This is a genomic window from Streptomyces sp. NPDC094034 (genome assembly GCF_040303865.1).
Classification (GTDB): domain Bacteria; phylum Actinomycetota; class Actinomycetes; order Streptomycetales; family Streptomycetaceae; genus Streptomyces.
The window spans coordinates 58,159-70,940 of sequence record NZ_JBEOUD010000016.1 but is presented as its reverse complement, the minus strand read 5'-3'; the positions used below and the strand labels follow the sequence as shown (position 1 = coordinate 70,940).

The following is a 12,782-nucleotide window of genomic DNA, read 5'->3' as shown; positions in this document are numbered from 1 at the left end:
AGGTCGTGCTTCACTGTGCGCTCTCTCTTCTCTGTCCGTGCCTCACGGCTGTCGCGACGTGCTGTCGGTCGTCATCCGGTCCGTGAAGAAGGCGTGGGGCAGCCGGATCAGGTCGCAGCGGTGGTCTCCTTGCAGGGCCACCACCAGACCGTCGGGGTCCGGCGCGGCGTCCGCCGCCCGGACCGGGTAGCCGCGCGGGGGCACCCCGTCGCCGTGCAGCCATTTCTTGTCCCGCAGGTCCCACACCGCCGGCGCCCTGTGCTCGTCGCACACCAGCAGCAGTGGCCGCTCCGGCGCACCGCGGAAGACCAGGGACGTCACTCCCCGTACCGTGCCCGGCAGGCTCTGCCACCTCTCGCCCCCGCCCGTGAACTCGGCGACCTTGACCTTGCCGCCGTCCACCCAGGCCAGCAGCGGGAAGGACTCCTCGTCGTCCGGGTCGTACAGCTCGCCCAGTGTGAGCCGGGTGGGCTCGGCGTCCTCGTCCCGGCCGGGCAACGCGACGCGCGCGGTCACCTCCAGCCGGCCCTCCCGGTGCTCCCACAACAGGAGTTCGTCCCCCAGGTCCGCGGCCAGCCATATCGTGCCGTCCCGCATCCCCCGGGCATCGACCGCGCAAGAACGCAGCCCCGCCGGAACCGGCTCGCCCCTGAGCCACCCCCGCGAGGCGTCGCCCGGCATCTCCGCGTGATCGATGCGCTGCCGGTCCGGCACGTAGATCCGGAGCCTGTCGACGGCCCGGTCGACGACCAGGCCGAGCGAGGGCACCCGGTTGCCGGCGTCGCCGCCCAGCGTCAGATCGTGCTCGGCCGCTACGGACAGATCGTCGGCCAACCGCCAGAGTCGTACGGTGCGCCGCGCGGCCGCGACCACGATCCACGCGTCCGAGTGGCGCACCGCACGGACCGCGGTCACCGGCGCGAGGTGGGTGAGGACCTGGGCCGGGCCGGTGGCCGGTGCGCCGTCGCGGGGCCGGGAGACGAGGATCCGCTCGCCCCACACACGGCACAGCAGCGGCGGTCCCTCGGCCGCCCCCGCCAGCGCGACCAGCGGCTTCTGGTCGTGAGCGCGCCCGGGCAGGCCACGACCCGGCGCCATCACCGGTCCCACCTCCAGCATCCGGATGTCGGGACCGTCGGCGAGGGCCAGCACTCCCTGTCCGCCGGGTTCGAAGGCCATGGCCTCGTCCCTCGGTTCACTCAGCCGGAACCGCGCCTCGTAGCGCTGGTCCTCGACATCGAGGACGCGGACCGTGAGGTTTTCGAGCAGGGCGAGGAGCGTGTGATCACCGTGGTGTCCGAAGGCCATGCCGCGGGCCGGGGAGTCGAGGAGCCGCACCCGGTTCACCACGGGCGGCGCGGACGGCGCCCCGTCGTCCGTCTCGCACCGCCAGATCCGGACCTGGCCGCCGTCCGCGACCGCGAGCCAGCCGAGCTTCCCGCCCTCCCTCGCCGACGGCGCACCCTCGGGTGCCGCGATCGCGGCGGCGGCCAGCGCGGGTGCCGTGAGGTCGCCGAGATCCACGCCCTCGGGCAGCAGACCGCCGGTCCGACCGGTCCTCCGGTCGGCCTCGTACAGCATCGCCCGCTCGCCCACCACCAGGGCGAACAGCCGGGATCCCAGCACGAGTGCGGCCAGCCGCTCGGCGTCGGACATGCTGATGTCCACCAGGCTTTCGTCCCCGCGGTGCGTGCCGCCCCGTTGCCAGCGCCACACCCACACCCGCCGGCCGTCGGCGGCCAGCACGACGGTCTCCTTGGCCCGTTGGGCGGCGGCGAGGCTGCGCACCGCGCCGCCCCAGCGATAGACGTACTCGGGCAGCCGGGAGTCGGACCGCCAGAAGTACAGGGCCCGGCCGTCGCGGGCGACGGTGATCCAGTGCGGACCCGTGCCCACCTCCCGCACCTCGGTGAGCGCGTCGCCCCGCTCCCGGTCCGCGCCGTGCGTCCGGCGGGTGAGCAGCCGTAGGCCCGACTCCGGATGCAGCACCAGCACCTCGCCCCGGCCCCCCGCGGCCAGGGTGTCCCCGGACAGTGGTTCCGCCGGCCCCGTGCCGCCGCGCCAGCTCAGCGCCCTCGCCCCGCCCAGCGGAGCGGGCCTGCGCCATTCGACCGGGTCGGGCGGCATGTCCGTCCAGTACTCCCGCCACGGCAGAAACCCGTCGATCCCCTCCAGGGTCCGGTACGACCGTTCACGGTGGCTGACGAACGCGGTCGCCCGCAACAGCGTCTTACGGGTCGTGAGGTCCGCGGCGTTGCGGAAGGCGTGGGCGACCCGCCCGTACAGGGCCGCGCCGTCGCACTCCCGGGCCAGGGTGGACGCGAGCGGCAGCATGACGTCAGGACTGGTCCGGACAAGGAACTCGACATCCTCGAACAGCGCCCGCAGTTCCTCCACTCCGACCTGCGCGGCGTGCGCGCCGAGATAGTGCAGCGTGTACGCGTCGGCGTCGGACCAGCCGCCTGCGGCCCGCGCCCGCAGCGCCCGCACCACGGTGCGGTGCGCCTGGGGCGCGTCGAGGCCGGCCTGCCGCAGGAAGTACGCCCCGTAGCTGGGGTGGGCCAGGTGATGGACGGTGTCCTGGGTGTCGGGCGCGGGCTGGGCGGTGACGATACCGCCCGCCGCGCTCAGCACCACGCGTCGCAGATCCCCGGCCGTCAGTTCCAAACTGCCCGCGTCGCGCAGCGCGTTGGCCAGCACCAGCCACGGTCCGCGACGTGACAGCCCACGCCCCTGGACGACGGCCAGCGGGCGCAAGAGCTCCTCCGCGCGCTCCGAGCCCCGCTGGGCGGTGAGATGTCCCACCTCCTCGGCGAGGCGTTCGCTCAGGGCCATCCCTCCCTGCCGCATCCACTCGGCGAGTTCCGCCTCGGTCACCGCCCGGCGCCGCCGGGCGAGTTCCCGCGCGGCGAGCCGGGCCACCAGGAACGAGCCATGGCTCTCGGCCGCGACGAGTCCCGCGACCCATTCCCGCTCGTCGCGGTGCTCCTCCCCGTGATACGGCGAGCCCACGTGGTCCAGGACGGAGGCGGCCATGCCGGCGATGCTGTGCCTGGCCTCCTCGTCGTCCCCCAGGACGAGAGGGGCGACGCTCTGATCGAGCGTGTCCAGCAGTGTTTCCTCCAACGTCCGCGCGCTGGTACGCCGCCGGGGCTGGGGGCGGGTGGCGACGATCACCCGGACCCCCCACAGCGCGGACAGGGGGTTCAGCAGATGCCGGGCGATGTCGTGCGCCTGCTCGGGCATCGCCTCGTCGAGGGCGTCGAAGAGCAGGTTCAGGGAGCCCGCACGCGTAACGAGTCTGTCGACCGCCGCGCGGCACTGCTCGGGCGTCACCGCGGCGCCCGGCAGCGAGTCCATGCCCTCAAGCCGGGACAACACCTGCCACAACGCGTCCGTGAGCGAGTGCAGCGACTGCCCCCGGCAGGACAGGGCCGCCTGCACCGTTCCCGCCCTCGGTAGCGTCGAGGGGACCAGCTCCGTGCCGACGGCGTCACGCCACTGAGGCAGTGAGGTCAGGGCGAGCCGGCCGAGCAGGGCCGTCTTGCCGGCACCGGCGGGCCCGGTCACCGCGAGCAGCCCCTTCGGATGGGTGTCCATCCAGCGCACCACGCGGCCGAGGGCGCCCTGCCGTCCGGCGAAGTGGCGCCGCAGATGGCTGTCGTCCTCCAGCCCGAACTGCTCGGCACCCAGCCATGGTTCCCGGCCGCGCAGCACCGCGGGGGTGTGGGCGCGCCGACCGCCGTCGACGAAGAACGGGTTGTCCAGGAAGCTGTTGGGCAGTGACCGCACTTCCGTGTGGCCCGGGCGCTGGGCCGGCTCGTCGAGGCCCGAGGCCGCCGCCGCGGCGGCGACCGCCTCGATCAGGTAGGGGACGGGCAGATACAGCGCGGCGGGGTCGAAGGGGCGGGCGTGGTCCGCCGCGACGAAGTCCGGGGTGGCCAGGACCTCTTCCAGCCATCGCACCCAGCGCCCGTCGGGCACCGACACATCGATCCCTGAGGTGCCGATGACAACGAACCCGGTCTTGCGATTCCTGCGTGCCCATCGCACGCTCGCGTGTTCCAACGACAGTGCCCGCGCCAGCGCGTGGGACAAGTGACCGTGCGAGAAGCAGGCGTCGACGATCAGCAGGGTGTCCGTCTCGCAGTCCGGTCGCAGGAGCCGGTCCACGAGATCGGTCAGCGCGATCGCTCGCCGCGGGTCGAAGGATCCGTCCGCCGCCGAGTCCTCGCAGGCGAGGAAGTAGCCCTCGCGGCGCAGGTCGACCCCGTGGCCCGTCCAGTAGAGGATCTTCCGCTCGGCGTCATGGGCGAGAAAGCTCTCCAGCCCCTCCCAGAGCCGCCGCCGGGTGGCGCCCTCCTCGTCGATGCGGACCGCGTCGCCGAACTCCAGCCTCTTGCGGACGACTTCGGTGAACCGTCGGCGCACCTCCGCCACGTTCCGCAGGTCCGGCAACAGCGGACGGCCGCCCGGGGGATGGGCGTACCGGGACACCGCCACCGTACCCACCAGAGCGGATGCGCGTCGCTCGGATCTGATCAATGCCAGAGGCTCGGCCACAGCACGTCCGTATCATGTCCGGGTCTGGTGTGCGGGGTACATACCAGCCATCAACTCATCTGCCGTAAAGGATTATTGATGATTCCTCGGGTGCATCGGGACCGATTCACCGTGGTCGGCCGCGAGACGGACTGTCATATCTTCGAGGGCGACGGGACCCGGCCCATCAAGGAGGACGACGTCCGCGTCAAGTACCGGCCGCAGCGGGTGGAGTTCCCTGAGGAGATCGGCGGCTGGCGGCATGCCATCCAGGAGGCCGAGGAACGCAAGGAGGCCCTCGGCCGGCCGCACCGCTGGAACAACAGCCGTTTCGCCGTCGAACGGGTCGTCGTGACCCGCACCCACCTCGCCGAAGACCCCGTCGTGACCCTCACCCTCCAGGACGCCGACTACTACGACTTCCTCACCACGTCGATCAACCTGGACCGTACGCAGCACAACGGGCTGACCCTGCGCGAGCAGTACCTGGAGAGCCGGGATCCGGTCCTGGCACCCCCCTTCATGAATTGCAGCTTCGGTGTGAACGTGGCGCTGGAGACAGGCCGGGACGGCAAGATGCTCTTCTCCCACCGCAGCGCCCAGGTGGTCGGGCCGAACCGCTCACGCTGGAACTCGTCCGCGAACGAGGGCCTGGCCCGGGACCACGATCTGCCGCGGGACGGCGGCCCGATCAGCCTGTACGCCGTCGCCCGGCGGGCCCTGTTCGAAGAACTCGCCGTGCACAGGACCGACGCGCTCGACCTGGAACTCCTGGGCTTCGGCCTCGACCTGCGCAACAACCAGTGGGCGGCCTTCTTCCGCGCCGTGCTGCCCGACCTGGACGAGAAGACCCTGCGGCTGCGCTGGACGCGCGGTGTGGGCGACAAGTGGGAGCACGACCGCTTCGCCTTCGTCACCGCCGACCCCGACTCGGTACTCGACTTCATGGCGGAACAGCCTGCCGAGACCTGGACGCCCTGTGCCCCGGCCCTCTTCTATCTCGCCCTGGTACGGGGTGCCGTACGGCGGGCGGGAGACGACCCAGCGGCCCGCTTCGAGGTGGAGGAGGCGGAGGAGCGCGTCATCGAACGCCGGGGCCTGTGACGGCCGAGGCGCTGACGATCCCACGCTCAACGACCTGATCAACCGCCTCCGTGACCGTTCGACGAGCGCTCTCGCCTTCCTCGTCGCGCACCCGCGCCCGGCCGTTGTCCCGTCTCAGGAGGTGAGCGAGCGGCCCGTGGGCGCCGGCCGCCGGCCGGCTGTTGCCCAGGGGCCGAGGGTGAACCGGTCACCGTCCCTTCGAACTTCCAGGGCCCCCGCGCCACCGAAGTGCGCGGGAACGAGCAACTCCCGTTCGTCAGCCGCCCGTCCGAGCACCCGACGGCGGCTGGCCACCGCTTGTTCCGGGGCCAGGCAGGCGCTGCTGTTGCAGCAGGGATCCAGGATCTGCACCGGGCTGTGCAGCAGATCTCCGACGAAGACCGCCCGGTCGCCGCCGGATGCGAGTCGCAGCACGGACGAGCCGGGAGTGTGACCGGGCGCGGATTCCAGGGTGAGGTGTTCGTCGATGCGGTGGAGGCCGTCCCACAGCACGGACTGTCCGGCCCGGTGGATGGGCGCGATGCTGTCTTCGTAGATCAGGCGGTCGACCTCCTGCGCGCCGTTCCTGTACGCGTTGTCCGGACCGTAGTGGAAGTCGTCGGCGGCCGGAATGACGTACTGGGCGTTGGGAAAGGCCGGTACCCACTGCCCGTCCGCGTCGACGGTATTCCAGCCGACGTGGTCGACGTGGAGGTGGGTGTTGACGACGACGTCGACATCCCGCGGGTGGACTCCGGCCCTCGCCAGGAGGCCGAGGAAATCACTCTGGGCCCGGTGGAACGGCCCCATGCCCGGTCGTTCGCGCCCGTTGCCCGCTCCGGTGTCGACCAGGACGGTCCGGCCCGCGCTGCGCAGCACCCAACTCTGCAGAGCGAGCACCACCACGTCGCTGTCCTGCGCCCAGTGGTCCGGTGCGAGCCAGTCCTCGTTGTCCTTCCACACATCGGCGGCGGCTCCCGGGAACATGCCGGAGGCAGGCAGGAACGGCTCGTGCCACTCAACAACCCGGATGACCTCGACCTCCCCCAGCACCATGCTCTGCGCGCTGTCGTTCTCATTCGTCATGGGCTCGACCTTAAGGAAGGCCAAAAGATCGCCTCAATATCCATCTGGCTCACAAAAATACGAATGCGTCTCATCCCTCATGCGCCGGATATCCTGGCTGGATGGATGTGGTGAGCGACGCGATCTCTGCCGTGCACCTCGGGCACCCCTGGTCCCACCGGCTGCGGACCAGCGGGAGTTGGTGCGCGCGACTGGACCCGTACGACGGCGCGGGCTTCTACATCGTTCTCAAGGGCCACTTCTGGCTGCTGACCGACGGCAGCGCCCCGCTGCCTCTCGGCGTGGGCGACGCGGTGCTGCTGCCCCATGGCACGGGCCATGTGCTCGCCGACTTCCCGGTCGACGCGGCGGTCGCGAAGGAGAAGGCGGTGCCGTTCGAGCAATGGCTTGAGGAGACAGAGCCGCGAACCCAGCCCGATCGCCACGAGACAGAGATGCTCTGCGGGAAGTACTGGCTCGACTGCAGCCGTATGCACCCGCTCATGGCAGAACTGCCCGAGGTCGTCCACCTTCCCAGCCAAGTGAGCAGACATCTCGAACTCCGCGCCGCCATCGATCTGCTCGCCGGTGAGCTGGACGAGATGCGGCCCGGCTCCTGCGTGGCGCTCCCGAGCCTGCTCGACCTCCTCCTCGTCTACATGATCCGCGCCTGGATGACCGACGCCCCCAGCGGAGTCTGGCCCCGCGTACTGGGCGACCCGGTGGCGGCCGCCGCTCTGCGGGCGCTGCACGCGAATCCGGCCGCGCCGTGGAGCAATGACCGGCTGGCGGCGGAGGCGGGTGTCTCCCGTCCCACCCTGGCGCGCCGGTTCACCACCCTGGTCGGCCGCCCTCCGATGGCGTACCTCACCTGGTGGCGCGTGATCCGCGCCGCCACCCTGCTCCGCGACACCCCGGACACCCTGGCCACCATCGCCGACCGAGTCGGCTACGGCAGCCCGTACGCACTCTCCCACGCCTTCCAACGGGAGTTCGGCATCACACCGGGGCGGTATCGAGCCGCCAACTCGTCCTGAGGCCCCCGCTCCGGTGATCGCCCGGACGCGCGGCCACGGCGACGACCGCACCACGCGGCTCGCGCTCGCCGACGAGGCCAGGGGAACCGGAAAACGTCATGTCCCCGGAGATCACGCACGGTGACCCGCGCTCAGCGACGGACGCGGGAAGCCGGTCACGCACGGCCTTCGTCGCCCCGCAGATACGCTCCCGCGCGTGCCGCGGCCGCCGCGGCCGCCGCGGCCTGGTCCGCGGCGGCTTCGTCGAGGCGGTCGCCACTTGTCAGCAGGCGGTAGTAGAGGGGGGCGGAGACAGCACGGATCACCTCGTGCACATCGGTGCCCTCGGGCACCTCGCCCCGGTCGATGGCCTGTTGGACGCACGGTGCCCACTCCTTGACGCGGATGTCGTAGAAGCGGTGCAGGGCCTCGGCCGTCTTCGCCTCGCCGGTGGCGGCGGCGATCACCGCCTTGAACAGCGCTCCTTGCCGTGGGTCGGCCAAGGTGCGCTGCACGAGCCGGGCGTTGGCCCTGAGATCACCGAGCAGCGAGCCGGTCTCGGTACGCGGCAGTGACTGCTCGGCCATGTCCAGCAGCACATCGGCCACCAGGCTGGTCACCGTTCCCCAGCGGCGGTACACGGTGGTCTTGCCCACCTCGGCACGGCGCGCGATGTCGGCGAGGTCCAGGTGGGCAAACCCATGCTCCGCCAGGGCGTCCCCGGCTGCCCGCAGCACCGACGCCCGCACCCGCGCCGTGCGCCCACCAGGACGGACGGTCCCCGGAACCGCACCCTCAGACCCCATAACGGGACTCCAGTTTCATTAATCGGCCACACCTGCTACGTTGGGGCACACACTAACGGAACTCCAGGACCGTTAGCCAGGTCAGGCGACGAAAGAGGAACAGTCATGGAATACAGACGGCTGGGCACATCCGGCCTCAAGGTCTCCGCACTGAGCTTCGGCGCCGGCACCTTCGGCGGCCGAGGACCGCTGTTCGGTGCCTGGGGCAACACCGATACGCGAGAAGCCCGCCGCCTCGTGGACATCTGCCTCGACGCCGGGATCACGATGTTCGACACCGCCGACGTCTATTCCGGCGGGGCCTCCGAGGAGGTGCTGGGCGAAGCGATCAAAGGCCGCAGGGACCAGGTGATCGTGTCCACCAAGACCAGCCTGCCGATGGGCGAGGGCCCAGGCGATGCGGGCTCCTCCCGTTCCCGCCTGATCACCGCGTGCGAGGACGCCCTGCGCCGGCTCGGCACCGACTACATCGACCTGTTCCAGCTGCACGCCTTTGACGCCGGCACGCCGATCGCGGAAGTCCTGTCCACACTCGACGATCTCGTACGAGCGGGGAAGGTCCGCTACCTCGGCATCTCCAACTTCTCCGGCTGGCAGGCGATGAAGTCCCTCGCGATCGCGGAGAAGTACGGCCACCCGCGCTATGTCGCACATCAGGTCTACTACTCCCTCATCGGCCGCGACTACGAATGGGAGCTGATGCCCCTCGGGCTCGATCAGGGCCTCGGAGCCCTCGTATGGAGCCCGCTCGGCTGGGGACGGCTCACCGGCAAAGTCCGCCGCGGCCAGCCGCTGCCGGCCAACAGCCGACTGCACCACACCGCGGACTACGGCCCGCCGGTCGAGGACGAACACCTCTACCGTGTGGTCGACGCCCTCGACGAGATCGCGCAGGAGACCGGGAAGAGCATTCCGCAGATCGCCATCAACTGGCTGCTGCGGCGACCGACCGTCTCCTCCGTCATCATCGGCGCCCGCGACGAGAACCAGCTTCGCCAGAACCTCGGTGCCGTCGGTTGGACGCTCACGCCCGACCAGATGGCGAAACTCGATGCCGCGAGCGGCAAGACGGCGCCCTACCCGTACTTTCCCTACCAGCGCCAGGAAGGCTTCGCCCGCCTCAATCCACCGGTCGTCGCACTCCCGCCCGCTCCATGACGCCGACTCAAGTAACCGACGGCGTCAGCCTGTCCGCCAACCTGTCGGCACGACCGCGGAAGGTCACCAGGGGCGAGGTCGCCAGTGCGCCCCGCCGGCATTCGGCCCGCGCGAACGTCGGCTCATCGCGCGAGGGCCCCGGTCCCGTCAGTCCATGACCGGCGGGCGATCGGGTCGTCGACGGCCTCACCGGCCAGGTCTCCCCGGCCTTTGACCACGCCGTGGTCGCCACCGGCATGTCCGAGGCACTCGGCACTCCGCTGGAGGCCGACGCGCTCCCGGTCTCCGATCTGACCTTCGGGGCGGGCGCCGTCCGGATCGCCGTCGGTCCGCTTGAGCTCACCTACGACCGGGCCACCGCGACCTGCACCACGACCGGCGATTCCGGACCGGCGATGCACGAGTCGCCCTCACCGGACGGAAAGCTCGTCGCGTTCGTGCGGGACCACAATCTATGGCTGCGCGAGCGAGCCACCGGGGACGAACGCCCGCTCACCTACGACGGTGAACCCGACCACTCCTACGCGACCCCACCCGACATGACCACGTTCCGGCATGTGCTCGGACCGCTCGGCATCCCATCCCCGCCGCTGCTGATCTGGTCCGCGGACTCGACCCGGATCGCCACCCACCTCATCGACCAGCGCGAGGTCGAGCGGATGCACCTGGTGCAGGCGCGGCCCCCCGGCGGCGGCCGGCCCGTACTGCACACCTCCCGCTACGCCATGGTCGGCGACGCGCACGTCCCGACCGCCCAGATGCTGTCGGTCGACGTCGTCACGGGCGCCGTCACCCTGGCCGACTGCGGCCCGCAGGTGGCCAGTTACCTCTCCGAGTTCCAACTCGGCTACGCCTGGTGGGGACCGGGGGAGCGGGAGCTGTTCTGGATAGCCGGCGATCGCGGGAACCGCACCCTCACCCTGTGGGCGATGGACCTGAGCACCGGCAGCACCCGCACCGTCCACCAGGAGAAGGGTGACCCGCCGGTCACGCCGCACCCCGTCTTCGGGGCGCCGCCCAACATCCGCGTGCTACCGAACGGGGACGTCGTCTGGTGGTCCGACCGCACCGGGTGGGGACATCTCCACCTCATCGGCGTCGATGGCACGATCCGCGCGCTGACATCGGGGGAGTGGCTGGTGGTCGACCTCGTCTCCGCCGATCCGGAGTACGCCTACTTCACCGCGACGGCCCGTGACACCGACGCCGACCCGTACGCCCGCGCCTTCTGCCGCGTCGACCTCGCCACCGCCCGCGTCGACACCCTCCTGGAGGATGGCCGCGACCATGAGATCACGGCGTCCCCCGACGGTCGCCGCTTCGTCGATGTCGTCTCCTGGATCGACGAGCCCGCCACCAGCCTGCTGCTGGACCGCGACGGTGACCTCGTCGCGACAGTGAGCACCGCCGATGCCACCGGCCTGGTCGAGGCGGGATTCGAGCCGCCCGAGCGGTTCGTGGTGAAGGCCGCGGACGGTGTGACCGATCTGTGGGGACTGCTCTACCGGCCCCACCAGCTCGACCCGGACCAGAAGTACCCGGTCCTCGACGAGACCTACCCCGGCCCGCAGGTGAGCGTGGTCAGCGTCCGCTACCCCCGCTCATCCGGCCCCGCGCACGATCACGCCGTATCCATGGCCGCCCTGGGATTCGCCGTGGTCGTTCTCGACACCCGCGGCACCCCCCGCCGGAGCAAGGCGTTCCAGGCGGCGACCCGCGGTCCGGGCGACCGGGTCGGCCTCGACGACCATGTCGCCGCGATCACTCAGCTCGGACAGCGCCACCCCTGGCTGGATCTCGACCGGGTCGGCATCTACGGGCACTCGGGCGGTGGATACGAGTCGACCAGAGCACTGCTGCTGCACCCGGAGTTCTTCAAGGTGGCTGTTTCGAGCGCGGGCGGCCACGACGCCCGTGTGTACCACGCGGCATGGGGCGAGACCTATGTCGCCGACGCCGGCGACGAGATCTACGTTCCGCACGCCAACGAGACCCACGCCCAGAACCTCGTCGGCAAGCTGCTGCTCATCCACGGCGAGCTCGACGACAACGTCACCCCCTACGTCACACTGCGCCTCGTCGACGCGCTCATCGACGCGGACAAGGACTTCGATCTGCTGATCGTCCCCAACGCGGACCACGCGCTGCTGTCACGGCAGCGCTACTGGTGGCGACGGCGATGGGACTACTTCGTCCGGCACCTCATGGGGGAGACACCCCCGAACTACGCGTTGACCCCGAAGGCCGCCGACTCCGCGACGCTGGCCGACATGGCGTAGCGGGGAAGGGGCGCGTTGTGCCGTCACGCCGGACGGCCGGTGGCCGCACCCGACGGCGCCCATGTGGTACGGCCGCATAATGGACTGAGAAGTCCAATCCGGGAGGGTGCGATGAGCGGTGTGCTGACGGCGAAAGGGCAGGCCACCAGGGCTCGGATCGTTGCGGGCGCGGCCGAGGTGCTACGGGAGAAGGGGGCTGCGTCGACGACGCTGGACGATGTGCGAGCGCGTACCGGCACCAGCAAGAGCCAGTTGTTCCACTATTTTCCCGAGGGCAAGGACCAGTTGCTGCTCGCGGTCGCGCGGTTCGAGGCGGACCGGGTACTGGACGATCAGATGCCGTACCTGGGGTGCCTGGACTCCTGGGATGCCTGGGAGCAGTGGCGGGAGGTGGTCGTGAAGCGCTATGAGGAGCAGGGGGACCACTGCCCGCTGGGCTCACTGATCATGCAGGTCGGGCGCTCGACGCCGGGTGCGCGGGCCATCGTGGTGGAGCTCCTGCGCCAGTGGCAGGAGTATCTGGCGGTGGGCATCAGGGCGATGCGGGACGCGGGACGACTGCCGGCGTCGTTCGACGTCGACGAGAACGCCGCGGCGCTGCTCGCGGGCATCCAGGGTGGTGTATCGATCATGCTGTCGACCGGCCGGTCGACGCATCTGCGGGCGGTGCTGGACAGCGGTATCGGACACATGCGCGCGGCCGGAGTCGGCTGAGGCCACCGTGCGGCGGCCGCCCCGCAGGCCGCCGGGGTATCCGGTGGTGTGCGGAGCGGCCGCGTGGCCGGCGGACACCGCGAGGCCCTGACGCTGCGTTGGCGGGGCGGCGTCCCGCG

General features: G+C 70.9%; 8 protein-coding genes. 5 read left to right on the top strand and 3 right to left on the bottom strand.

The window, feature by feature from the left end; all coding sequences use genetic code 11:
* Window positions 1–42 precede the first annotated feature (42 nt).
* Window positions 43–4,563: an ATP-binding protein gene (locus tag ABTZ59_RS16780; RefSeq protein ID WP_351397254.1), complete on the bottom strand. Its 4,521-nt coding sequence runs from the start codon at window positions 4,561–4,563 to the stop codon at window positions 43–45.
* Between the two features lie 90 nt (window positions 4,564–4,653).
* On the opposite strand from ABTZ59_RS16780, the gene ABTZ59_RS16775 reads away from it, so the two are divergent.
* The gene (locus ABTZ59_RS16775) at window positions 4,654–5,646 is read left to right on the top strand and encodes a translation initiation factor 2 (RefSeq protein ID WP_503002977.1); all 993 of its coding nucleotides are present in this window, start codon (window positions 4,654–4,656) and stop codon (window positions 5,644–5,646) included.
* 114 nt (window positions 5,647–5,760) lie between these two features.
* On the opposite strand, the gene ABTZ59_RS16770 is transcribed toward ABTZ59_RS16775, so the two are convergent.
* Window positions 5,761–6,711, bottom strand: coding sequence for an MBL fold metallo-hydrolase (locus tag ABTZ59_RS16770; RefSeq protein ID WP_351397248.1), 951 nt, complete (start codon window positions 6,709–6,711; stop codon window positions 5,761–5,763).
* Window positions 6,712–6,812: 101 nt separating this feature from the next.
* Here ABTZ59_RS16770 and ABTZ59_RS16765 point away from each other — a divergent pair, with 101 nt between their 5' ends.
* Window positions 6,813–7,727, top strand: coding sequence for an AraC family transcriptional regulator (locus ABTZ59_RS16765; protein ID WP_351397245.1), 915 nt, complete (start codon window positions 6,813–6,815; stop codon window positions 7,725–7,727).
* Between the two features lie 155 nt (window positions 7,728–7,882).
* Here the strand turns inward: ABTZ59_RS16765 and ABTZ59_RS16760 are convergent, their stop codons facing one another.
* Complete coding sequence (locus ABTZ59_RS16760) at window positions 7,883–8,512, bottom strand: TetR/AcrR family transcriptional regulator (RefSeq protein WP_351397242.1); 630 nt, start codon at window positions 8,510–8,512, stop codon at window positions 7,883–7,885.
* Window positions 8,513–8,617: 105 nt separating this feature from the next.
* Between ABTZ59_RS16760 and ABTZ59_RS16755 the strand changes: the two genes are divergently transcribed.
* From ABTZ59_RS16755 to ABTZ59_RS16745, 3 genes are all read left to right on the top strand, one after another.
* Window positions 8,618–9,670: an aldo/keto reductase gene (locus ABTZ59_RS16755; protein WP_351397239.1), complete on the top strand. Its 1,053-nt coding sequence runs from the start codon at window positions 8,618–8,620 to the stop codon at window positions 9,668–9,670.
* A 236-nt stretch (window positions 9,671–9,906) separates the two neighbouring features.
* The gene (locus ABTZ59_RS16750) at window positions 9,907–11,949 is read left to right on the top strand and encodes a S9 family peptidase (protein ID WP_351397236.1); all 2,043 of its coding nucleotides are present in this window, start codon (window positions 9,907–9,909) and stop codon (window positions 11,947–11,949) included.
* Between the two features lie 111 nt (window positions 11,950–12,060).
* Window positions 12,061–12,663 carry a TetR/AcrR family transcriptional regulator gene (locus ABTZ59_RS16745; protein ID WP_351397234.1) on the top strand — a complete coding sequence of 201 codons (603 nt, stop codon included), beginning with the start codon at window positions 12,061–12,063 and terminating at the stop codon, window positions 12,661–12,663.
* Window positions 12,664–12,782: the final 119 nt, after the last annotated feature.